The organism is Paenibacillus vulneris, assembly GCF_039543185.1.
GTDB lineage: Bacteria > Bacillota > Bacilli > Paenibacillales > NBRC-103111 > Paenibacillus_S > Paenibacillus_S vulneris.
The window spans coordinates 58,589-80,990 of the sequence record NZ_BAABJG010000036.1; the positions used below are offsets into that span (position 1 = coordinate 58,589).

Sequence of the window (22,402 nt, forward strand, 5' to 3'; positions counted from 1 at the left end):
CATAGTATTGATTAAACGAAGGGGACCGCATTGAAACAAGCGCTTCTAGGTTTTGGGCACTCCTGATTAGTATGGTCTATAATCGATTTTTCAATCTGGAGGAGACGGGGAAAATAAATCCCAGGGATGGAGGGAAGGTGGATGAGGGAGTGAATCACTTCATACGCCGCCCGAACTCGGACGATATGAATTTGAAGGCAACAAAAAAAGCCTATGGTTCGTTATAGGCATGTCATGGCTTCCCTTTTGACATAAGGGAGAGGTATTCGATTTCTATCGTTTTGCTTCAGCAATTATAAGGTATGATGCTCCAGCAAGCCTATTTTCGGCCGTATCGTAAACACAAATCGGGCTCCCGATGTATATTCCGTATCCAGATAAATCCTGCCCCCGAGCAGCTCGGTGAAATTTTTGCAGATGGCAAGCCCCAGCCCTGTACCTCCATATTTGCGGGTTGTAGAGGAATCCAGCTGGGAAAAGGGCCTGAACAGAATATCGCGCTTAGAGGCGGGAATGCCGATTCCCGTATCCTGCACGGCAAACTCAATTTCCACGTATTGATCCGTTTCGCGGGACAGCTCTTTGACCGACACGTGTACGCAGCCGCTCTCCGTAAATTTGACGGCATTTCCGAGCAAATTCACGAGAATTTGCCTTAACCTGGATTCATCTCCTACAAGCAGCTCAGGCAGCCGCGGATCGATCTCATAGGCGATATTCAACGATTTGCTGCGCGTCTCCAGCTGAAAGAGGCCTACGGACTCCTGCAGCCAGGAATGGAGATGAAACAGCTCCTCGGTAATTTCCATTTTACCGGATTCGATTTTGGACAGGTCCAGTACGTCGTTCAGAATCGTCAGCAGCGAGGCGCCGCTCTTGCGGATCGTCTCGGCATACTCCCGCTGCTCCCCAGAAAGCTGCGTATCCAGCAGCAGATCCGCCATAGCCAGCACTCCGTTGAGAGGGGTACGAATTTCATGGCTCATGACCGCCAGAAATTCCGACTTGGCCCGCGCGGCCTTCTCGGCCTCCTCCTTGGCCTGCTGCAGCTCCCGGGTCCGTTCTTGCAGCAATGCCGTCTGCCTTTGCAGCTGCTGCTGGGTCACGTAAATGTGAACGAAGCCCTCGATTTTGGAGCGCAGCACATGAGGCATGACGGGCTTAACCATGTAGTCAATCGCACCGACGGAATACGCCGTGAAGGATTGATCCTGCTCATGATAGGCCGCCGTAACGAAAATGATCGGTACTGCCTTCGATTTATCCCGGGATTTAATCCATTTGGCCGTCTCGAAGCCGTCCATGCCAGGCATCTGTACGTCCAGCACAATAACGGCAAAATTATAGGTGAGCAAGCAGCGAAGAGCCTCCTCACCGGAATGTGCCTTGACCAAATGGTAAGGCTGATCGCCAAGCATCGCCTCCAAAGCCAGAAGATTTTCCGGTTGATCGTCAACAAGCAGGATGTGAATCGGTTCATTCATGCAGCTTCCCATTCCTTTCCGTTATCGCTGGCATCCTTATTTGATCTTGCAATACATTTTCTGCTGCGGATCGAGCATTTCATAATGGGCCGCATGCTTGGTGAACGTGATCGTCTCCTTGTCTCCGAGCACAAAGATGCCCGAACGGCACAAGCTCTCATACATCAAATCATGCACCTTGCTTTGCAGCCCGGAGTTAAAATAAATCAATACATTGCGGCAGAAAATAACATGAAATTCATTGAAGGAGCGGTCCGTAACCAGATTATGCTGGGCAAAGACGATATTGTTGCGCAAAAAGGCTTGAAGGGTCGCACTGTCCCCGGATGCCGTATAATAACGGGAAAACTCCTCCTTGCCTCCGGCCTTAATGTAATTTTTGGTGTATTCCCGCATCTTTTTCAATGGATAGACTCCCCGTTCTGCATATTGGAGCACTTCCTCATTCATGTCCGTTGCGTACAGTCTCGTCCTGTCATACAGGCCCTCCTCATGCAACAGGATGGCCATGGAATATACTTCCTCCCCTGTAGCACAGCCCGCATGCCAAATCCGGATCGACGGGAGCTTCCGGAGCAGAGGGACCACCTTCCTGCGGAAGGCTTCAAATAAGCCCGGATCGCGAAACATTTCGGTGACATGAATGACCAGATCGGATGCGAGCCGTTCCATGCAGGCCCTGTCATGCAGCACCCGGCTCTGCAGCTCGGAAATCGTCTGCAGCCGTTCCCCGTACAGCCGGTGCCATATGCGGCGGCGCAGGGTAGGGTAGGCATATTGGCGAAAATCGTATCCATACAGGCGGAACACCCCTTCCAGCAGCAGCTCGATCTCTATTCGCTCACGTTCGTCCTCCTCATCCCCAAGGGGTTCCGCATCTACAGTTGTGTCTGCCACCCAAGCATTCGAATTCACACTGCTTCTCCTTTCCAGCCTCCGCTTCTCTCCTGCACCGCTCATCACTTGCATAACCAGACACGGATAAGGGAAAGCAGCTGCTCCGTATGAACCGGTTTCGTAATATAGTCCGATGCCCCAGCCTGGACACACTTCTCTCGATCGTCCTTCATGGCCTTGGCCGTCAAGGCTATGATAGGCAGGTGCTCAAACTGCGGCTGGCTGCGGATGGCGCGCATAGCTTCATAGCCGTCCATCTCCGGCATCATAATATCCATGAGCACAAGATCAATATCCGGGCTTTCCGACAGACGCTCCAATGCCTGCTTGCCCGTTTCCGCAAAGGCTACCTGCATATCATAGCCCTCCAGCAAATTCGACAGGGCGAAGACGTTGCGGATATCGTCGTCCACGAGGAGCACCTTTTTACCGGCGAACACCGCTTCCTTACTGTGAAGCTTTTGCAGAATACGGCGTTTGGCTTCCGGCAGACGGGCCTCCACCCGATGAAGGAACATGGCCGTTTCGTCCAGCAGGCGCTCCGGCGATTTCACGTCCTTGATAATGATCGATTCCGCATATTTCTTGAGCCTGAGCCGCTCCTTGCTGTCCCATCTATGCTGCGTATAAATAACAATAGGCAGACGCCGCAGGCCTTCTTCGGATTTAATCCGGTCCAGAAGCTCGAACTCGGCCAGATCCGCCGGTCCCATATCGATAACCATGCAATCGAAGGACTGCTTCTTCAGCTCGTCCCAAGCTTCGGCTCCGCCCGATGCACTGACGATTTGAACATCATCATGCCCGATCAGCTCGGTTATGGTGCTGCGATGGTCCTCGTCCTTGCCTACAAGTAAAAGCCGTCTCAAGCCGTTAGCCAGGAAGGCTTCGATTTGGGCGAACGCCTGCTCCAGACTTTCCTTGCTGGAAGGCTTCTGCAAATAAGCGATCGCTCCCATGGACAAGCCTTGTTGAATTTCGTCCACTACCGAAACGATATGCACCGGGATATGCCTCGTGGCGGCATCATTCTTGAGATGAACGAGAATGGACCAGCCGTCGATCACTGGAAGCTGGATATCGAGCAGGATCGCATCCGGCTTATAAGCTTTGGCCAGCTCGAGTCCCGTGTCTCCCTGGAGTGCGACGATGACTTTGAAGCCTCTCTCGCGGGCGGTATCCATACAGATTTTGGCAAAATGGATATCGTCTTCCACGATCAGCAGAACCCTGTCGCCCTCCTCAATAGAGCCTCGATCGTCCGGAAGCTGCTGCGTCTCCTCAGAAGGCATGGCGGCGGATTCCATCGGCCTCAACAGAGCCATAGGCGGAACCGGCTCCGCTAAGAGCGGTTCGACGTCCCTGGCAGCAGCCGCTTGCGCATAGCCTTCGCTCAGCAGCGATTCATGATTTTGGGGGATGTACAAGGTGAAGCGGCTTCCTTCGCCCTCCACACTCTCCAGCTCAATGCAGCCTCCAAGCAGTCCCGCTATCTGCCTGCTGATCGACAGGCCGAGTCCCGTCCCGCCATAGTGGCGGCTCGTCGTGCCGTCCGCCTGACGGAATGCTTCGAAGATCATTCTCTGCTTATCAGCAGGAATGCCGATTCCGGTATCCGCTATCGTAAATCCGATCATAGGGCTGCCGCCCGTCAGCGAATGAATATGAATGGATACGCCTCCCTTGGACGTAAATTTAAATGCGTTGGAAAGCAGATTCTTCAGCACCTGCTGAAGGCGTAGGGAATCGGTCACGATGTCTTGCGGAGTCCCTTCATCGATGTGGATATCGAACGACAGCTTCTTCTTGCGGGCCATCGGGACGAAAGCTTTGTACAGAGCGTCCGTCACGTCCTTGATGACAACCGTCTCGGTGTGAAGCTCCATTTTACCGGATTCGACCTTGGCCAGATCCAGCACATCGTCAATCAGCTTCAGAAGGTCGCTGCCCGAAGTATAAATCGTCTCGGCATACTCAACCTGTTTGTGGTTAAGATTACCCTCTTTGTTCTCTTTCAGCAGCTGGGACAAAATCAGCAGACTGTTGAGAGGCGTCCGCAGCTCATGAGACATATTGGCAAGAAATTCCGACTTGTATTTGGACGCGTAGGTCAGCTCTATCGCCTGCTTCTCCAGCGCGTCGTTGGCATGCTCGATCTGCCGGTTCATTTCTTCGGATTCGAGGATTTGCTCTTCAAGCTGCTTCGTTTTGCGCAGCAAATCGGCATTGCTTCTTTCGAGCTCCTCTTGCTGGCGCTGCAGCAGCTCCTCCGAGGCTTGCAAAGCCTTGGTCTGCTCCTCCAGCTTTTCGTTGGATGCCTGAAGCTCCTCCTGCTGGGTCAAGAGCTCCTCCGATTGACTCTGCAGCTCGTCCGTCAACGACTGTGAAATTCGCAGCAGCTCCTCTACCCGCAGCTGTGCCCGGATTCGCTGCACCGTTATCGCAACGATCTCGCTGAGCCGATCCAGCAGCTGAAGCTCCAGCAGGCTGAAGGGCTGAAGAGAGGCTACCTCGAAAACAGCCACAACCTCATCGTAAGAGACAGCGGAACGAATGGCTACCGTTAGCGCGGCCACCTCTCCGAAGGCGGACCGGATCTTCAAATAATCGGCCGGCACCTCCGCGAGGTCGATCGGCTTCCCGTCCAAGGCGCATTGACCGATAAGTCCTTGTCCGGGGATGACCTGTTGAACCGGCTCCGTCCCGTCTGCACGGGCATACATTCCTTTTAGCTCCAATGTACGGAGTGCATCCTGCTTGGGACCCGCTTCCTTCTCGGCGATATAAATAGCCCCGCTGTGAGCCCCAATGATGCGGCAGAGCTCGCCGATGAACGTCTGCCCCATCTCCTCGAACCGCCGGACACTCTGAAGCTCCGTAGAAATGAACGAGATATGGGATTCGAGCCAAGCCTGATCGGCATTAAGCTGGCTTAATTTCCGTTCATTGGCCGTTGACTCCTCCAAATCCTCAGCAATCTCATTAAAAATATGGGCGATATCGGCGAATTCATCCGTTGTCGTAATCGCTATGCGATAGGAGCCCATCCATCTGCCCTGCTCCTTTTCCAATCCGAAATTCGAGATGATACCCGATAGCATTCCCAATCCCCGGGTCACGCTGAGAACAATCCAGAACATGATGGCAATGCCGATCAACAGGCTCAGTATGGCCAGCAGCATCGTATACGTATAAACGCGGCTGTTTTCTTCTTCCGCCGCTGTCAGCGCCTGCTTCATCGCTTCTTCCTGGTAATCGGTCATACTGCCGATGCTGCTTACAAAATCATCCTGGTAACCGACGCCGACTGCGGTTCGCAGCTCGTTGGCCTCTGCTTGCTTGCCCGCCCTGTACAGCTGAAGGACATCGTCCTTGTATTTCAAGAACGTTTTGCCGCTATTCGATATATCGGCCGCTAAGGACTGCTCCATGCCCCCTTTGAACTCGGTATCCATTTGGCTAAGGGCTTTAGAGACAATGAGGCTCTGCGAACGAATCGCCTCCAGACTTTGGGTCGATTTCGCCGGGTCGGCAATCAACAGCAAATTAGCGAGCGACTTGGCAAGCTCCGTCGTCCCGTTGTGAAGCTCCGCGGTCAGCTGCACCTTCTTGTACCGGTTGCTGTAAATCTCCTTCATGCTTTCGTCTATCGTCGTCAAGCGGTTAATCCCGATTCCGGCCAGTGTGAACATCAGCACCATCAGCGTTCCGAAGCCGAGAAACAGCTTTGTTTTTATCTTCATTGTACTCTCTCCTTACAGCCCCTCCGACGTTTTACCTCGCTCGAACCAGGACCATGCAAATATCGTCCTCCTGCTCCTTCCTGACCTCAGGCGGCAGAAGCCGATCGATGATGCTGCACAGCTCTTCCTCTCCGCTGCATGCGGACAGCTCATTGATAAGCGGGTTCGTTTCCTCCTGCCCTTCCTCTTCCAGCGCCTCCAGCAGGCCGTCCGTATACAGGAAAAGCTGAATCGGGCTCTTGTATTCGAGCACCCCTTTTTGAATATGCATTTGCTCGAAAAATCCGACGGCACAGCCTCCCTGATCCAAAAGGCGGACCGCTTGCCCTTCCTCGAACAGCATGCCGGGCGGATGTCCGGCGTTGACATATTCGATAGTCCGGGCCTCCGTATCGATCAGCAGATAGATAGCCGTAAAATAATAGCTGAAGCCGTTGTTATTCCGTTTGTTCAACTGGTTCATGTACCGGTTCAGCTCGGCGACAACCAGATCCGGGGAGACGAACCGCGTGATTGTATCCTGCATGACGGATGAAATGAACATGCATACAAGCGACGAGGAAATGCCATGCCCCATCATATCCAGCAAAATGATGCCGTACCGGTGGTCATCGATGCGGTACCAGGAATACAAATCTCCTGCCAGCTCATAGGAGGGATGGTAGGAGGCGCTGATATCCAGCCTATCCGTATGGACCGGCTGACCCAGCACGCTGCTTTGCACCTGCTTGGCCAGCTCAAGCTCGCTTTTGATCCGCGCTTCGTTCTCCTTATGCCAGTCCTTCTCGTGCTTCAAGCGCAGCGCTACGCGTATGCGCGCGATCAGCTCCACCTTGTTGACAGGCTTCATCACATAATCCGAAGCCCCCGCCTCCAGCACCTCCGCCAGCAGGTTGGAGTCTCCCAATGCCGTCACGATGATGATGGGGATGTCTTTCAGCTCCTCGCATTCCTGAATGCGTCTGCAGGCCTCAAGACCGTCTATCTCAGGCATCATCATATCCAGCAAAATCAAATCGACCGGTTCCTTGGGTCCCATCCCGGTCCCTACATTTAACAAGTCCAGCAATTCCACGGCGGAAGACAGCTTGATAAAATGCGAATACCCCGTATTGCTCAATATTTTTTCAATCACCATCAGGTTAATGGGATTGTCGTCCACGATTACGATATTCATCGTCAATAGTCCCCTATCGTTGTGCGTCTTACTTGCTTTCTATTATAAATAGAACTTTATATTTATGTAACCAATCTCCGCGGGATTGAATCACCTTCGCTTCCTGTTTCATTCCTGGGGCAAGCGGTTAAAAAATGGCATGCCGTTCCCGGCGGCTCGATAGCTCGAGTGAGTGCCTACTCGAAAACTCGGCAGGTGCTTACGAAGAAAGTTTTCTAATCGAAAACTCAGTAGGCGCTTACGAAGAAAGTTTTCTAGCGAAAACTCAGCAGGTGCTCACGAAGAAAGTTTTCTAATCGAAAACTCTTAGGAGGGATTACCATGAACAACAAGGTGAAGCTGGTAATGACAGAGGAGCAGGCAATCGAAGCCATTCGCGATTTCCGAAGGGAAGGCTATGCGCTGGAGGAAATCTACGTATTGGCTCATGACGACAAGACCACCGAAGGGCTGGCCAATCTTATGGACACCAATAAAGTAGGCTTGTATGAGGAAGGCATCGCGAATACGTTCGCGAACTTGTTCCGCTCCAGGGGAGACCAATTGCGCTCCAAGATGCATTCGCTGGGCTTGACGAAAGCGGAGGCCGATCATTTCGAGGCTGAGCTCGACAAAGGAAAAATCCTTGTCATGGTATGGTACGACGATATCGATCGCCATGATCTGGAGGAGGCCCGCCGCCGCAATCTCCATCGGGACGAGCCGGTTATTCCGCCCGCCGGCCTCTATATGTCCGACAGTATTGGACCCGACGGCACGATGCGATAACGCTTAGGCTAAAGACATCAACATGAACGGAATCCTATTGGGAGGTGAGGCAAATGTTAAGCTGGGCATTATTGTTTCTGGTTATTGCAATCATCGCCGGAATCTTCGGATTTCTTGGCATTGCTTCCGCCGCAGCGGGGATTGCCAAAGTGTTGTTCGTTCTGTTCCTGATCCTGTTTGTCATCACGCTGATTTTGGGGCGTAGACCTTCAGCCTGACCCAAGACAGCCCATTCAGGGCATTCCATTTGATAAATGAACAAAAGGAGCTGTGATCCCGAGTTGTCGGGAGCAGCTCCTTTTGCATGCCAGCTTTATCCGGTAATTTCCGTATTCTCTTGCTTGTGTCCGCGGCCGGAACTCAACCGGTCGCGGGCGCTTTCATGCCGTCTGGCCACGGGAAGGTGGGAGCCGGCTTGGGCCAATCCGTAGACCGGCATATTGTTATAGAAGCATTCATGCTTGCCCTCGTCGATCAAATACGATTCATGATAAATACCAACCGTACCGCTCGTTCCGACCTTCTGATTAAATTCACGCCAAGCCTCCAGATGGGTAGCCCCATGCCTCGCGTAATGCTCCAGCTGCTCAAAGGACCGCCAATACTGCACTATCGTCAAACCGCGCCAGGATAGGAAATAAGAGGCCGACAAAAAACCGAGCTCCGGATGCTGATACAGCTCCTTTAACATCTTGGGCATCGCCTTCATCACCGGCAGCCACTTGTGAACGGCCCACAGCTTGTTAATGCGCATTCCAATCATAAAAACGACAAAGGACCCTTCCATCTGGGCCGTATATCTTCCCGGTATAACCTTTGACATTGCACCCACATCCTTTTTATTTATTCTATAGCTTAACTTCGCATTAATAGCTTCAGATGAGCCTCATATACTCCCATTACATCGTTGGACCGGTACAAATGCGCGGTTAGAAACGCCCCGTAAAAAATCGTAAACGCCATTTGTACGGCCATACCCGGCGTTATGCCTTCTCTTAATTGTCCATCTGCATGGGCCTCTTCTACAAACTGCCGAAACAGCTCGAACAGGTTCGGGTCCTGCCTGCCGATCTCCCTATGCTCGGGAAACAGCAAATAAATTTCGGCTTCGCTAAGCTCCGGCATGCACGGATGCATCTTCATTTCGGACAAGAAGCTGATCAAGCTTAGCATCAGGCCGGGCCATTTCTTCGAGCGCTCTGCCACGTCAGCGAATATATGGCGCAGCGCCGCAAATCCCCGCTTCGGCTTCTCCGCCAGCTCGATCATCCGGTCTGTCAGCCAGACCCGCATGTAATAAACGAGCACATCCTCCTTTTGCGGAAAAAATTTAAAAAAGGTGACCTTCGATATTTCCGCCTTACGGCAAATGTCTTCCAAATAGACCTCGCGAAACGATTTTTCTCCGATAAGCTCGAGGCACGCTTCGTACAAGGCCAGCTTAGCCCGGGCTTTCTTGAGCTCCCGCAATGGTATAGCGTTTTGTTCTGCCATTATGAATTCCTTCCAAAGTTTTGTTAACTCATATAAATAAATTAACACGAGTTAACTTTTTAAGTCAAGTAAAGCTTCTGATCTTTTTTCCATATTTATTAGCACTGGAATATAACCTAAACTAAAAACTAAATAGAACCGAACCTTTTTGGGATACAGAGACAATATAGGGTGTAAGCTGCTTACTCAGGAGGGCCCTCTGAATGCAAAGTGAATACATGTACGAATTACTCGCCAAAGTGAAGGATGGTGATCAACAGGCGTTTCAAGCGATGTATGACGCCACCTATCAGGACGTCTACCGCACAGTCTCCTTTCTGGTGGATCACCAGCAGGATCGGGAAGACATCATGAACGAGATCTATATGCAAATGTGGACCTCACTTGCCAACTACGATCTGAACCGTCCATTCCACTTCTGGCTGCACGGATTGGTCATCCGTCAAGTGCAGAGATTTCGAGTCAAGGGCTGGCGGAGATTCCGAATTTTTGAACGCATCCGTATCTTCTCCCGGGAAGAGCATCATTGGGATCACCCCGCTGTGGTGACGGAGGGGACTAACCAAGAGATATTGCAGGCACTTCAAAAACTGACCGACAAGCAGCGAACGGTGACTATCCTCCGTTTTTTCCATGAATATACTCTTGAGGAAATCGCAGTACTGCTCGATATTCCGCTGGGTACAGTCAAGTCCAGATATCATGCTGGCCTTCAGGCGCTTCGAAAACATGTAGGGAATCTCCCCCCGGAAAGGATGGAACAGCTTCATGACTATGGAACGCAAAATCCGTGAACATCTGCATCAAGCAGCAGAAGCGATGGAATGCCCGCCGGCCATTTCCAAACGCATAGAACAATCCTATGCTCAATATTTGCAACGAAAAAGGAGAGAACTATCTATGAAAAAACGACTTATTAGCGGAATCGCTGCGGCTGCGATTTTGATTCCAACTGCAGCATTTGCGGCCCCTCCCCTGATTGAAATGCTTACTAGAACACCAATGACTACGGAACAAGTCAAGGTGGATGAGGCTGGCAAGGCAGCACTTGAGAAGCTGTACAGCGCATTGCCCGTAACAAAATCGTTTGAGATTATCGATGCAAGCCGCGTTCAAGGTGTCCAAACCAGTATTACATTGCAGGAAAAAGGTGGAACCGGCAAAAAGATTACTCTTCATACCAACGCAGTTACGGGTGCGATCGAGCACGTGATTCAAGAGAATTGGGAGCCTAAGGAGAGGCCGCTCACTGCTTTAACGGATCAGGAAATCAAGACCAAGGTAGATGATCTTATTGATAAAATGTACGGCAGCATCGGTGAGTATGAGTTTGCTATGGAGCAAATGGAGAACCCGGAACAAAAAACATGGATGTTAAATTACACCAAAAAGGGATCGAAAGCGCCATTCTACCAGGCTTTTGTCCAGGGCAATACCATCAGTATTTCTCTGATCGGCGGTGAGACTGCACCTTCAAACATGAAAGTAGAAGGCTTCTTCTCCACAAATGGTAAGCCCGATTATACTGCTGATGCCTTTTTGAACGATGAAAACCTGCTTTCATTACTAAACATGAGCCCAGCAGAATTAAAGCAGCAATTGGCAAAAGGGCAATCTGTTGTTGATATTGCAGCATCTAAGCATGTCTCTAAACAGCAAGTGATTGATGTGATTGCGAATACGCAGGCTGAAGGACAGATTCAAGCTGAACAAAATGGGGAAATCCCTAAGAGCCATCCTTTAAAGGAACAAATGAAAAAAGCTCTTGAGCCAAAAATTTTGCCGGTTATCGAACATAAAACGGAAACACCATGGTAAGGTTGGAAGAGCCATACGGGTGAATGCTGTAAGCAAGCGATGAGCCCTGCTTGTTCAAAATGAAAGTGTGCCGGCTGCCGCCTTAAAAGGTGGGGCAGGAATAGAAGTACAATAGCCTTAACTCCGACTCGGTGGCCCGTAGGAGGCATTTTAAAAAGATGCCCTCCTGCGGGTCATTGCTGCTTTGATCAAAGATTTATTTTGACCTCATTCTACAAATTCCCGGTGTAAAACATCCCTTTTTTGGGTATCACTTCTAAGGGGAGAATAAGGGGGCTGAGCTGAACAACATGAATTCGTCCAACCAAATTTCCATACTGCAGCTAAGCATCCTACTAACCATGACCGTCGGACTTGCCAATCATGTTACCGTCATTCCCCTGCTTCTGCAAACCGCGAAGCGGGATGCATGGATCAGCGTCATTGCCGCCTTCATCCTGCTCGCAGCCTGGATTTGGATCCCTTTTGCCATAACAAAAAAAACAAGGCAAGCGAATCTTGTCGATTGGCTCAAGAACCATACGGGAGTCTGGTTTACACGATTCATACAATTTGCAGCCGCTATCTATATAGGATGCATCGCCTTCATTTCACTGAAAGAAACGGTAACCTGGACCAAAGTAACGTATTTACCCCAAACTCCGGTAATCATTATTGCTGCCGCTCTGATTCTGCTCAGCTGTTATACCGCTAGCAAAGGCATCCAATCCATTGCGATTGCGGCGGGCATCCTTCTGCCCATGGTCATCGTGCTCGGTTATTTCGTCATGGCCGCTAACTTTCAATATAAGCGATATAATCTGCTGTTTCCGATGATGACAAGCCAGCTGTCCGCCATTGCCCAATGCACGATTTATATTGGCGGCGGATTTATCGAGCTGATCATCATCTTGTTTATGCAGCATTTATTAAGCCGTCCCCTCAAATGGGGCCATTTATTTGCGCTGCTCTCCGTCATTTGCGGGTTGACTCTAGGCCCGCTGACAGGCTCGATTGCCGCCTTCGGCCCGGAGGAGGCCGCCAATCTGCGCTACCCTGCCTATGAGCAGTGGAGGCTCGTCACAATTGGCGAGTACATCGCCCATGTCGACTTTTTCTCTATCTATCAGTGGCTCTCCGGAAGCTTCATCCGCATCGCGCTATCGATCTTTCTGATCGTCGAGCTGTTCCAGATCAGACTGCCCCGGAGACGCCAATTATCGATTAATCTGATCAGCTTATGCTTGTTTATTCTATGTATGCTGCCGGTCAGCGACATGACTTTCGTCGCCTACATTCACAACTATTACGCGGTAACCTTCTACGCGGCACTTGTGATCTCGCTAGTTCTTATCACCCTTGTCGCTCTAAAAAGCAGGCAGAAAGGACGAAGCCTATGAACCTTCTTCATTGGATACGCAGCAGGATGGAAGACAGGCGTACAATGTCCCCTTTAACCCGAAGCAAGCCCTCCAAGATGCTGACACGCTGGGATGAGCAGACGCTTCGCTCCTATTTCGCCCATTCCGATGATATATGCATTACCGCCCATACCTATTCCAATCCGGCTTGCCCCAAGGTCATTTTCGTCTATTGCGAAGGAATGATCGATTCCAAACAGCTGCAAGAGTGGGTCATCCCCAATGTCACCGTCTGCATCAAGGAGCATTCGAAGTGGGAGACCATCACGGATCATTTGGGCGGCCTGCTCCAGCTGGAATCGATACGGTCGGACGAGAGCCTGTTTACGCGCTTGTTCAGCGGTCATCTTGTCATTGTCTTCGAAGCCCTCTCCCTGGTTTACACCGTCTCTATTCCGCAGATCCCGCAGAGGAATCCGGAAGAATCAGCCACGGAAATTTCACTCAAAGGCCCCCGGGATGCCTTCACAGAGGAAATCTCTACGAACGTCGCTTTAATACGTAAAAGACTGCGGACGCCCACCTTGTGCAACGAGCCTTTCGAAATAGGAACAAGGAGCCGGACCAAGGTGTCTTTAATGTACATCCGCGATATTGCCAATCCGAATACGATCCAGGAAGCGCGCAACCGGCTCAATAACATCTGTGTCGATGCCCTTCTAAGCAGCGCCCAATTGGAGGAAGGGTTATCCGACCGGTCCTATTCGTTGTTTCCACTGATCGACTATATAGGAAGGCCCGATTTTATTGCCGAGTCCCTGCTCCGGGGCCGCTTCGCCGTCTTGGTGGATGGTTCCCCGATGGCTCTGATCGCGCCGTCTAACCTGACGTCTCAGCTCAAATCGCCGGAGGACCTGCACCTCACCTTTTACTTTGTCAGCTTTGAAAGAGCGCTAAGGCTCATCGGCTTGTTCGTGGCCATTTTTGTTCCCGGCTTTTGGGTTGCCTTAAGCACGTTCAATATGGAGCAGCTCCCATTCCCGCTGCTGGCTACCGTGGTGACCTCTCGTACAGGGCTGCCCACCTCGGCACCGCTGGAAGCGCTTCTGATGCTGTTTTTGTTCGAGATCTTCCGGGAGGCCGGCATCCGGCTGCCGAAGGCCGTCGGACAAACCATTGCCGTCGTGGGAGGACTTATTATCGGGGACGCGGCCATCCGGGCCGGGCTGGCTTCACCCACCATGCTGATTGCTTCCTCGGTGACCGCTGTCGCCACCTTTACTTTGGTCAACCAGTCTTTAAGCGGAACCGTGAGCGTGCTCAGACTTTTCGTGCTGGTGTGCTCCTCTATACTGGGGTTGTTCGGCTTCTTCATCTCCATGTTCTTTATTGTCGTCTATTTGTCCGGTCTGCGCTCCTTCGGTCTTCCCTATCTTGCCCCCTTATCTCCTATTACCTTCCGGGGCTTGATTCCTGCCCTGCTGGCACTTCCATGGAGCGCTGAGAAAAGCAGACCGGGGATGCTGGAGACCATCGATTCCACCCGGGAAGGTACGAGTAAGGAATGAAACGGATACCGATCATGGCAGCTCTTCTTGTCGGCATGGCGCTCATCACCGGCTGCTGGGATGCCCAAAATGTGGAAAAGATCAATTATATCTCCGCCATCGGGCTGGATTACGAGAAACCGAATTACGTCGTTTATGCGCAGCTCCTGGAATTTTCCGCAATTGCGAAGCAGGAAAGCCCTGAGAGCAGGGGAGGGACAAAGACCTGGGTCGGCAAAGGAATAGGAGAATCGCTGAACCTGGCCATGAATGACCTCTATAATACGGCACAGCAAAGAATGGTATGGAGTCACGTAACTACTATCTTTATCGGGGAGAAGGCGCTCAAGCAATGGCCGGGAGGGTATGTGGACGCTCTGACCCGATTTCGGGAAATTCGGCTTACCCCATGGGTGTTCGCGACCAAGCAGCCTATAACCGAAATCATGAACGCGCCCGCTTTCTTTAATCTGTCTCCGCGCGATACGATTTCACATTCGCCGGCCGCCAACTATATGCAGCACTCCTGGATACTTCCGATTCAGTACATGACTTTCTTAGGGGATTACAACGAGCCCGCAAGAACAGTCATCCTGCCTATCCTTTCTATCAATCCGGACCAATGGGAAAAATCCGAAAAACCGGACCCGAAGCTGACCTGGGACGGGGCATTCATCATGAGCGGCAAAAAAATCAAAGGAGCCTTAAAACATGAAGATTTGAAGGGGCTTCGCTGGGTTATCGGAAATACGGTCCGTTCCCCGCTGAAAGTGCAAGAGAACGGAAAATTACTTGGAGTCGTATCGCTCGAGGATCCGTTGGTCCATATTGATGTAAAGCAGGCGTCAGGCCGTCCCCAATATCATCTGCGGATTTCATTGCAGGGGAATGTCGTGGAATTGTTCGGCGATACGCCGGAAAAGGAGCTTGTTGCCGCAGCCAAAAAAATGATGGAGAACGAAATCCGGTTCACTTATGAAAAGGGAATCGCTATCCATGCCGATGTCCTTCAGCTCCAATATGCCCTCTACCTCCAGCATTATAAGGATTGGAAAAGGATGTCGGAGGATCAGCTCGCTTTAGACAAGAGCTCCCTGGATGGAATCGATATCCAGCTCAAGCTGCTGCATTCCGGCATGCTGAAGGAGAAGAAATAAACGTTCACGGGGGCCTAGATAAAAGCAGTCTGGGGGGATTTTCGACGTATTGTGTCGCAGCTCAGGCGGGACCTCCCTATCGAGAGAAAAAACACAGACCTTCCTGCTATAAGGAAGGTCTGTTGCTGTTATAAGTAATTGTCGGCAGCCTTATGTTTGCTCATAATTGGCTCTTGCCGCTTCGACATGCCAGTAATTTTCCCTACCCCACTGTCTTAGCTCTCTCATCGGTTGAAGCAAGCTATCCCCTAAAGGAGTGAGCGAATATTCAACGGTTGGGGGTACGCTTGCTGTAATATGGCGTTGGACCAGACCGTTCCATTCCAGCTTCCGCAGCGTTTGAGTAAGCATTTTTTTGGAAATACCGTCGATTCTTCTTTCCATTTCTCCGTATCGAATGCTTCCGTTTTCCAATGCATAAATGACAAGTGCCGTCCATTTGTTAGAAATGATTTCAAGAACTCTGCTGTAGCCGCATATCGACAACGAGATATCGGGTTGTTTTGTTTTGGCTGAAGATGTCAAATGGTCCCCTCCTGTACACTTCAAAGTTCCCAGGACACCTTAAAGTGCCTACTTACTTAAGTTTAGTTTATGTATTATTGTATGTCTAGCACAGGATAAAAAAGGAGGAAATGAACATGACGAATATTATTAAAGCCCGCCCAAAGCTGTATGTGATGGATAACGGACGTATGCGTATGGATAAAAACTGGATTATCGCCATGCATAATCCAGCTACGGTCAGCAATCCTAATCCACCGGCACAATTCGTAGAATTTCCGATCTATACGGTATTGATCGATCACCCGGAAGGAAAAATTTTGTTCGATACGGCTTGCAACCCGAATTCAATGGGCAGCGAAGGACGCTGGGCCCAATCTACTCAGCAAATGTCCCCTTGGGCAGCGAGCGAGGAATGCTACCTGCATCATCGGCTGGAACAGCTCCAAATCAGACCGGAGGAAATCAAGTACGTCGTTGCCTCCCATCTGCATCTGGATCATGCCGGGTGCCTGGAGATCTTCACGAACGCTACGATCATCGTCCATGAAGATGAGCTGAATGGCGCGCTGCAAAGCTATGCTCGCAACGAAAAAGAAGGTGCCTATGTATGGGCGGACATCGATGCTTGGATCAAAAACCAATTGCAATGGCGGACCGTCAAACGCAATGAAGACAACCTGGAGCTGGCAGAAGGCATCAGGGTTATGAACTTTGGGAGCGGCCATGCCTGGGGCATGCTAGGATTGCACATAGATATGCCGGAAACAGGCGGGATCATCCTCGCTTCCGATACCATCTATACGGCGGAGAGCTACGGTCCCCCCGTCAAGCCGCCAGGCATTTTATACGATTTGATAGGCTACCGGAACTCGGTTGAGAAAGTCCGCACGCTTGCTGCCCGAACGAATTCCCAAGTATGGTTCGGGCATGATGCGGATCAATTCAACCAATTACGCAAATCCACAGAAGGATACTACGAATAGGAAGGTATCTTCAGGCTCCCTGAGGGTCTGCATACTTTTTAACGGCTAGACGATCGCGGCCCCTACCTTGAGTGTGTCTCCGCAATCTTCTACAGGAAATAGATGAGGGCGCTCATTCGGATTTTTGTTCGGCAAATGAATCGTGAGCATCAACCCGCCCAGCAAGCCATGGAACAGCATCCCATGTCCGCCGTCCTTCCGGTAAATCGGCTCCGGATCGTGAACCCAGGGGCCGCTGATATCCCCGTTCAAAGAACGAGCAACCCCTATTGCGTAGCCCTGCTCCCCGAAGCTGGACCATAGGAGCAGCAGCTCGCCTGTTCTGGAGCTGTAGAAGAACGGGCCGTCCGTTACGTACGTGTCCCCATCCCGGACTGGCTTTACCCAGGGAGCCTCGCTGGCCTTGAATAGCGTCATGACCTCACCCTGTGCTTCGGTCAGATCGGGGGACAACCGCATGGCGCATAGTTCACCGTCCTTAACCTGCACCCATTCGTGACAGAACACGATCCAGGGATCTCCGGACCGGTCCACATATAGCGTGCCGTCAAGACATTCCCAATCCTCGGGTGTCACAGGGCCGCTGCCATGCGGCTTATAAGGGCCCTCCGGACGTTCCGATACAAGAATTTGCGTCGCGCGGCAGCGTTCCTCTGATTTAAAGCTTGCGAACATATAGTAGCTGCCTTTCCATTCATGAACCTCGGGAGCCCAATAATGACGGTCCGACCAGAATGAGGCCTCAGGCCGAAACGCAGGGTAAGGCCCTTCCCAATTCACCAAATCATCGCTTATGTAGACGTCGAAGCCCTGCGGCTTCCCGGACCATGCGGTTTCCCCCGAGGTGCCGTATAAATAATATTTCCGTTCTTGCTCTACGGGCAAGATGAACGGATCGCGAAGATGAATATCATCCAGTCTCTTCATCCTATTCTCCCTTTCCAGGCTCGGCTGTAGTGTCATTGGTTAGCTTCTAACACTTCCAATATTCCTCTTTATTATACTTCCAAACTGGAAATTATTGCAGCATCCTTCCGGGCAAGTGAAGCTCGGATGTGAAGATGCCCTTGGACTAAATAAACAAAAAGAGACCCGCATACCAAACGGTGGCTGCGGATCTTATCCAATGTATTTATATGAAAAGGGGGGTCGTTTATTATTATAGGCTTGCAACATTAATCTAAGATGAAAAATAGATTTCATTTATATTACAAAAAACAGCTATAGGAATACGACCTGTCCCTCAAGCCGCGAACGTTCGGCGGCAAATCCGATGGTATGGCCCGAAATGGACTGATCGAGCGTCGTCGACATGACGGAGGATTGGTCACCGCGAAGCGTTTTGACAAAATCCTCGACCAGCCTTAAATCACCGCCGCCATGCCCGTCATCGGTGATGTTAATATTCACATGCTCCTCGGTATAGCCCTGTCCCGGTCTCGGATCCGGATGGCGGACGACAAAATGCCCGTCCTCCATAACCCCCTCGATTTCGCCCTTCGTACCGATAATATGGAGGATTCGGCAGGCCTTGGGAGTAGCGCCGATCATGTTATGCGAAGCGGTGCTGCCGTTATCGAATTCGATAATGACGGATTGACGGTCCACAACGTCATTGTCGCAATGCCATACGCAGCGCCCGTACGGATTATCGGTGCGCAGCGATTCCAGCTTCTCCTCGGTGGTCAGCTTCGCCCCCAAGTGGTGGTTGTTCCACACGTAAAAGCCCCAGCGGCCCTGGTCAATATAATTTTTCTTGGCCGAATACGGACAGGATTCTTCAATCCGGCAATCCGTCAGACAGCGGGTTCCCGCTCCTTCCGGAGCTTTATCGGAACGGAAATGGGAAAGGCTTCCGAAGCTGCTGACCTTGACCGGCCGCGCATTTCCGTTCAGCCAAGTAATCAAATCAAGATCGTGGCAGCATTTGGCCATGAGCATGGACGATTTGCATTGCTCCTGGGATCCCCATTTGCCGCGGATAAAGGATACGGCCATATGGTGGTAGCTGACATGCTCGGAGGTTTGGATGTTCACCACTTCCCCGATCTCTCCGGCGGCAATCCGCTCGCGAATTGCTGTATAAAAAGGAGCGTAACGCAGCACATGACAGATCATGACCGTGCGCCCGTGCTCATCGGCAGTGCGCTTGAGCTCCATAACCTCTTCTTCGGTTACGCCGATCGGCTTTTCCAGCAGGACGTCATATCCGGCTCTAAGGAGCGGAATGGTCGTCTGCACGTGCAGCTCGTCCATCGTTCCGTTAATAGCCGCATCCGCAATGCGGGGAAGCGCTGCTAACTGCTCCACCGTATCGAAGCAACGGTCGTCTGCAATGCCGAACCGCGCTGCCGCCAGCTTCCTCCGCTCGGCATCCGGCTCCACGACACCGACAATACATAGCTGCTCCGGATGCTTCTCCGCATAGGAAGCATAGATCATACATCGCTGTCCCGCTCCTATTAACACCGCGGAAAGCGGCACTGACACTTCATTAGCCAACCGAATCCTCTCCTTTATTCAACGTTGGATAACATCTTTACGAGGCAATCATAACGCAGATTTATGATGGATTCAATCATTATTTTTGAAATATTCAATCATGTTATTGCGTATCCACTCCCCATCCTTCGGGAATGACTTGTATCCAGGTCTGGCCGGGCAGCATCGCCAGCTCCTTGCCCTCCGAGAAGGCCCGGATCATCCCGTTGTGCTGCTCCCATGTCACTTCCTTCATCCGTCCGGCCTGCAGCAAATATCCCTTGCCCGGGCCTGTTACATCAACATCGCGGCGTCCCTCGTTATCGAGCACCTGATGCTTGCTCTCACATACAAGGACATTGGCGGCGGTCAGCTGCTTGCCCGTTTCCTTGTCATTGTGGGGCTTTCCTTCCATGAACCGTTTGTACAAGCCGGTCTCGGCGTCATACTCATAGGAAACATTATACCCGCGAATATAGTGAATCGTTGCTTTCGCGGCTGGCTTGCCGCCGGTGGCAAGCTCCGGCTTCCCTGCCGCAAAAGCGTAGGAGAGTCCCGCTTCCTTCCACTCCGTGCGGAATTTTTTATTCGCTATGCCCTGGCGGATTTTGTCCATGCTGGTGTACAGATTGTGCGGCATTTTGCGGTCGCCGGACCGCCAATAATAGGCTCCGTCGCCGTATACCTCATCGAGGTGCTCCAGCTTATGCTCGGCGATAAGGTCCATGGCATCCTGGCTCCAGCCCGCATGCACGATGACCGCGTCCAGCGCTTCGCCGAGCTGGACGAAATACGGCCGGATGCTGCGCACCGGCCCGATCACCTTCGGCGCTTGGGCCTGATACACGGCCACAAACCGCGTGATCTCGCCCTCGGCCAGGATCTCGTAGACGAGATCGGCCTGATCGAGTCCGCTTTGCGGCCGGGCCTGCGGCGCATTCTCCACCATGACCACCACCGGGCGGTCATGGGCAGGCTGTCCGCTGACCAGTCCTGTCAGCGGGAAGCGGTACCCCGCCGACTGCTGCGCCGCAGTCGGCAGGTTCGTCTCGCCGCCGCCGTGAGGCTGGGTCACGGCGGCGGCGGAGCCGGCATCGACGCCGGGCGCCGCGGCGTCGGGCTTGGCGGCGCAGCCTGCCGATGCTGTCAGCAGGCTGCACGCGAGCACGAGCAGCAGGCCGCTGCGAGGCCTGCCGCTCGAAGCGGGATTGTTGCGTATACGAATCATAAGATTTTCACCTCGGATAACCATTGTCTACTAATCTATATTCTACTAAGGACGATAATAGAATGGATTTTCATCAAAATGATGCTAGCTTCTATCCCTCTATTTACCCTCAAGCAAACTATTTCCTGTTTTTGTTTTATTGTGAACATTTTCACATAACAACATCTATTTAACCCGCTTTCTCCGCTTGATCATGCAAAATAGCGCTCAACCTCCATGGTGAGCGTCGTTCTCGGTATTCCGTGTATTCCGCCGCATCCTCCACTCATTTCGAAAACCATCGAATCACATACATAATGAGTGACAAAACGACGCTGATGACGATGCAGGTCACGACAGGAAAATAAAACTTGAAGTTTTCCTTCTCCACGACAATATCGCCGGGCAGCCGGCCCAGCTGCAAGTACTTGCTTCCGACCGCCCAGAGCAGGCCTGCGACAATCATGACCGCGCCGCCGATAATGAGCAATTTGGCAACAGGATTCATCGGACTCGTTCAGACTCCTTTTTCCCCTTCAAATTTATGCTTCTATCTTATCATCGTTTCCCAAAAAACCAAAATAAACCCAAGAAGCAGACGCCTTCGGTATCTAAGCTGAATAAGGTGCTTTGTGGAGAACCCCGAAATCAATATGAAAAAACCCGCTGCCGGCATCTGCCGGCAGCGGGCTTGCTGCACATTTATTAAATGGAGGCCAAAATGCTGCGAACCTCTTCTCCGTATTGCTTAAGCAATTCCTTGGAGCCATATTTGCCGCTGAAATCCTCTACCCCCAGGTAGCCGTCGTAGCCTACCGCTTTCAGATCGGCAAGCACTTGCTTCCAGTTCACGATACCTTCCAGATTCGGCTCCCAATAGGAGGTCCAGGCTTGCGAACCGTCTTCGCGAACATCCGCCTTTTTCCAGCCTGTGTTTTTAATATGAACATGAGCCAGATAAGGTCCCAGCAGCTCCATTCCCATGCGGAAGTTCTCATATCCTTCATGAATCATGTTGCCCGGATCGAACAGTACGCCGATATGATTCGGATCGAAGCGGCTCACCAAACGAAGCGCGGCGGATGCGCTGGCGATGATCGTGTTGTGATGAGTCTCGACGAGACATTTGACGCCGTATTTTTTGGCCAGCGGCTCTACCGCCTCCAAATAACGAACCTCCAGATCGAACAGCTCATTATAATGAGTCGAGCGGTCATAGTTAGGTACGCCGACGCGGATCACTTTGGCACCCAGCTTTTGGGCTACCTGAAGGACACGCTCCGTAGCTTCAATATCTCCGGCCTTCAAATAAGGCGTAACGCTAATCGTTTGCAGGCCATGCTCACGGGCTACGCGTGCAAAACGCTCAATCTCTTCATCCGTAGCGGACGGATCGATCGAGCACAGATTGTTGCGCCAGAAGGAAGGCTTCTCATTTTTAAATTCCTCTGGAACTTCTTTAAAGCGCCATTCGATGCCGTCAATTCCTGCTTCTTTGGCAGCTGCAGCTAATTCTTCAGGGGATAGGTCCGGTGTAACGACAGTAAATACGGAAAGCTTCATCATGGAACCTCCAGCTTCATTTTTTAGACTTGGTTTTGCTAATAAAATTATAACAGGCTGGAGAGCATTTATCTATGTTCACGTGAACATTTTTAATATTCAGATTATTTGATGCCGTTCCATGACGGCGACCGCGTCATAGCTCTTATTCTATCGTTCCGGGCTTTCAGCGATGCACTCTCCCACCGTAGTCGGTTTCATTGCCCGAATTCAAGAAGCCGCGATGAGTAATTTCA

Annotated in this window: 20 protein-coding genes; 8 read left to right on the plus strand and 12 right to left on the minus strand. The window is 51.5% G+C overall.

Annotation, left to right across the window (positions count from 1 at the left end; all coding sequences use genetic code 11):
- Positions 1-293 precede the first annotated feature (293 nt).
- The 4 genes from ABEA66_RS27935 to ABEA66_RS27950 are packed head-to-tail and all read right to left on the minus strand — an operon-like array spanning position 294 to position 7,301.
- Entirely contained in the window at positions 294-1,484 is a 1,191-nt protein-coding gene (locus tag ABEA66_RS27935) for an ATP-binding protein (protein ID WP_345592824.1), read from the minus strand.
- A 36-nt stretch (positions 1,485-1,520) separates the two neighbouring features.
- Complete coding sequence (locus ABEA66_RS27940; protein WP_256865572.1) at positions 1,521-2,399, minus strand: CheR family methyltransferase; 879 nt, start codon at positions 2,397-2,399, stop codon at positions 1,521-1,523.
- Between the two features lie 44 nt (positions 2,400-2,443).
- Positions 2,444-6,124 carry a response regulator gene (locus ABEA66_RS27945; RefSeq protein ID WP_345592829.1) on the minus strand — a complete coding sequence of 1,227 codons (3,681 nt, stop codon included), beginning with the start codon at positions 6,122-6,124 and terminating at the stop codon, positions 2,444-2,446.
- Between the two features lie 31 nt (positions 6,125-6,155).
- Positions 6,156-7,301, minus strand: a complete 1,146-nt coding sequence (locus tag ABEA66_RS27950) for a SpoIIE family protein phosphatase (RefSeq protein ID WP_079914081.1) — start codon at positions 7,299-7,301, stop codon at positions 6,156-6,158.
- 321 nt (positions 7,302-7,622) lie between these two features.
- Here ABEA66_RS27950 and ABEA66_RS27955 point away from each other — a divergent pair, with 321 nt between their 5' ends.
- Positions 7,623-8,069 (plus strand): YflT domain-containing protein, encoded by a 447-nt coding sequence (locus tag ABEA66_RS27955; RefSeq protein ID WP_079914080.1) that lies wholly within the window; start codon positions 7,623-7,625, stop codon positions 8,067-8,069.
- A gap of 53 nt (positions 8,070-8,122) precedes the next feature.
- Positions 8,123-8,287, plus strand: coding sequence for a DUF1328 domain-containing protein (locus tag ABEA66_RS27960; protein WP_079914079.1), 165 nt, complete (start codon positions 8,123-8,125; stop codon positions 8,285-8,287).
- A gap of 95 nt (positions 8,288-8,382) precedes the next feature.
- On the opposite strand, the gene ABEA66_RS27965 is transcribed toward ABEA66_RS27960, so the two are convergent.
- Both ABEA66_RS27965 and ABEA66_RS27970 read right to left on the minus strand, forming a co-directional pair.
- Complete coding sequence (locus ABEA66_RS27965; protein WP_079914078.1) at positions 8,383-8,892, minus strand: DUF4188 domain-containing protein; 510 nt, start codon at positions 8,890-8,892, stop codon at positions 8,383-8,385.
- Between the two features lie 32 nt (positions 8,893-8,924).
- On the minus strand, positions 8,925-9,563 hold the full coding sequence (locus ABEA66_RS27970) for a TetR/AcrR family transcriptional regulator (protein WP_192705130.1): 639 nt from the start codon (positions 9,561-9,563) through the stop codon (positions 8,925-8,927).
- A 203-nt stretch (positions 9,564-9,766) separates the two neighbouring features.
- Between ABEA66_RS27970 and ABEA66_RS27975 the strand changes: the two genes are divergently transcribed.
- The 5 genes from ABEA66_RS27975 to ABEA66_RS27995 all read left to right on the plus strand — a co-directional run bounded on the left by ABEA66_RS27975 (position 9,767) and on the right by ABEA66_RS27995 (position 15,425).
- Positions 9,767-10,357 carry a sigma-70 family RNA polymerase sigma factor gene (locus tag ABEA66_RS27975; RefSeq protein ID WP_345592836.1) on the plus strand — a complete coding sequence of 197 codons (591 nt, stop codon included), beginning with the start codon at positions 9,767-9,769 and terminating at the stop codon, positions 10,355-10,357.
- Positions 10,332-11,381: a hypothetical protein gene (locus tag ABEA66_RS27980; protein WP_345592838.1), complete on the plus strand. Its 1,050-nt coding sequence runs from the start codon at positions 10,332-10,334 to the stop codon at positions 11,379-11,381. The genes ABEA66_RS27975 and ABEA66_RS27980 overlap by 26 nt, the downstream gene beginning before the upstream one ends.
- A gap of 290 nt (positions 11,382-11,671) precedes the next feature.
- Positions 11,672-12,760, plus strand: a complete 1,089-nt coding sequence (locus tag ABEA66_RS27985; RefSeq protein ID WP_345592840.1) for a GerAB/ArcD/ProY family transporter — start codon at positions 11,672-11,674, stop codon at positions 12,758-12,760.
- Between the two features lie 44 nt (positions 12,761-12,804).
- Positions 12,805-14,289, plus strand: a complete 1,485-nt coding sequence (locus ABEA66_RS27990) for a spore germination protein (RefSeq protein ID WP_345592842.1) — start codon at positions 12,805-12,807, stop codon at positions 14,287-14,289.
- Positions 14,286-15,425 carry a Ger(x)C family spore germination protein gene (locus ABEA66_RS27995; protein WP_079914073.1) on the plus strand — a complete coding sequence of 380 codons (1,140 nt, stop codon included), beginning with the start codon at positions 14,286-14,288 and terminating at the stop codon, positions 15,423-15,425. Before ABEA66_RS27990 ends, ABEA66_RS27995 begins: the two co-directional genes overlap by 4 nt.
- A 150-nt stretch (positions 15,426-15,575) precedes the next feature.
- Here ABEA66_RS27995 and ABEA66_RS28000 read toward each other — a convergent pair whose 3' ends face one another.
- Complete coding sequence (locus ABEA66_RS28000) at positions 15,576-15,950, minus strand: winged helix-turn-helix transcriptional regulator (RefSeq protein ID WP_079914072.1); 375 nt, start codon at positions 15,948-15,950, stop codon at positions 15,576-15,578.
- Positions 15,951-16,066: 116 nt separating this feature from the next.
- Between ABEA66_RS28000 and ahlS the strand changes: the two genes are divergently transcribed.
- Positions 16,067-16,915, plus strand: a complete 849-nt coding sequence (gene ahlS / locus ABEA66_RS28005) for an AhlS family quorum-quenching N-acyl homoserine lactonase (RefSeq protein ID WP_079914071.1) — start codon at positions 16,067-16,069, stop codon at positions 16,913-16,915.
- A gap of 45 nt (positions 16,916-16,960) precedes the next feature.
- Here the strand turns inward: ahlS and ABEA66_RS28010 are convergent, their stop codons facing one another.
- The 5 genes from ABEA66_RS28010 to ABEA66_RS28030 all read right to left on the minus strand — a co-directional run bounded on the left by ABEA66_RS28010 (position 16,961) and on the right by ABEA66_RS28030 (position 22,166).
- The gene (locus ABEA66_RS28010) at positions 16,961-17,842 is read right to left on the minus strand and encodes a glycoside hydrolase family 43 protein (RefSeq protein WP_345592846.1); all 882 of its coding nucleotides are present in this window, start codon (positions 17,840-17,842) and stop codon (positions 16,961-16,963) included.
- 294 nt (positions 17,843-18,136) lie between these two features.
- On the minus strand, positions 18,137-19,417 hold the full coding sequence (locus ABEA66_RS28015) for a Gfo/Idh/MocA family protein (protein ID WP_225948548.1): 1,281 nt from the start codon (positions 19,415-19,417) through the stop codon (positions 18,137-18,139).
- A gap of 103 nt (positions 19,418-19,520) precedes the next feature.
- Positions 19,521-20,648, minus strand: coding sequence for a DUF3048 domain-containing protein (locus tag ABEA66_RS28020; RefSeq protein WP_345592849.1), 1,128 nt, complete (start codon positions 20,646-20,648; stop codon positions 19,521-19,523).
- A gap of 241 nt (positions 20,649-20,889) precedes the next feature.
- Complete coding sequence (locus tag ABEA66_RS28025; RefSeq protein WP_079914067.1) at positions 20,890-21,111, minus strand: DUF2905 domain-containing protein; 222 nt, start codon at positions 21,109-21,111, stop codon at positions 20,890-20,892.
- A gap of 197 nt (positions 21,112-21,308) precedes the next feature.
- Positions 21,309-22,166: a sugar phosphate isomerase/epimerase family protein gene (locus tag ABEA66_RS28030; RefSeq protein WP_192705132.1), complete on the minus strand. Its 858-nt coding sequence runs from the start codon at positions 22,164-22,166 to the stop codon at positions 21,309-21,311.
- Positions 22,167-22,402 lie beyond the last annotated feature (236 nt).

Excerpts from the sequence above, each read along its gene's own strand:
- ABEA66_RS28025 (WP_079914067.1), bottom strand. The coding sequence starts at position 21,111 with ATGAATCCTGTTGCCAAATTGCTCATTATCGGCGGCGCGGTCATGATT.
- ABEA66_RS27945 (WP_345592829.1), bottom strand. The coding sequence starts at position 6,124 with ATGAAGATAAAAACAAAGCTGTTTCTCGGCTTCGGAACGCTGATGGTG.
- ABEA66_RS28020 (WP_345592849.1), bottom strand. The coding sequence starts at position 20,648 with ATGGTTATCCGAGGTGAAAATCTTATGATTCGTATACGCAACAATCCC.
- ABEA66_RS27990 (WP_345592842.1), top strand. The coding sequence starts at position 12,805 with ATGTCCCCTTTAACCCGAAGCAAGCCCTCCAAGATGCTGACACGCTGG.
- ABEA66_RS27985 (WP_345592840.1), top strand. The coding sequence starts at position 11,672 with ATGAATTCGTCCAACCAAATTTCCATACTGCAGCTAAGCATCCTACTA.
- ABEA66_RS27935 (WP_345592824.1), bottom strand. The coding sequence starts at position 1,484 with ATGAATGAACCGATTCACATCCTGCTTGTTGACGATCAACCGGAAAAT.
- ABEA66_RS28010 (WP_345592846.1), bottom strand. The coding sequence starts at position 17,842 with ATGAAGAGACTGGATGATATTCATCTTCGCGATCCGTTCATCTTGCCC.
- ahlS (WP_079914071.1), top strand. The coding sequence starts at position 16,067 with ATGACGAATATTATTAAAGCCCGCCCAAAGCTGTATGTGATGGATAAC.
- ABEA66_RS27950 (WP_079914081.1), bottom strand. The coding sequence starts at position 7,301 with ATGAATATCGTAATCGTGGACGACAATCCCATTAACCTGATGGTGATT.
- ABEA66_RS27975 (WP_345592836.1), top strand. The coding sequence starts at position 9,767 with ATGCAAAGTGAATACATGTACGAATTACTCGCCAAAGTGAAGGATGGT.
- ABEA66_RS27995 (WP_079914073.1), top strand. The coding sequence starts at position 14,286 with ATGAAACGGATACCGATCATGGCAGCTCTTCTTGTCGGCATGGCGCTC.
- ABEA66_RS27980 (WP_345592838.1), top strand. The coding sequence starts at position 10,332 with ATGACTATGGAACGCAAAATCCGTGAACATCTGCATCAAGCAGCAGAA.
- ABEA66_RS27955 (WP_079914080.1), top strand. The coding sequence starts at position 7,623 with ATGAACAACAAGGTGAAGCTGGTAATGACAGAGGAGCAGGCAATCGAA.
- ABEA66_RS28030 (WP_192705132.1), bottom strand. The coding sequence starts at position 22,166 with ATGAAGCTTTCCGTATTTACTGTCGTTACACCGGACCTATCCCCTGAA.
- ABEA66_RS27960 (WP_079914079.1), top strand. The coding sequence starts at position 8,123 with ATGTTAAGCTGGGCATTATTGTTTCTGGTTATTGCAATCATCGCCGGA.
- ABEA66_RS27965 (WP_079914078.1), bottom strand. The coding sequence starts at position 8,892 with ATGTCAAAGGTTATACCGGGAAGATATACGGCCCAGATGGAAGGGTCC.
- ABEA66_RS27970 (WP_192705130.1), bottom strand. The coding sequence starts at position 9,563 with ATGGCAGAACAAAACGCTATACCATTGCGGGAGCTCAAGAAAGCCCGG.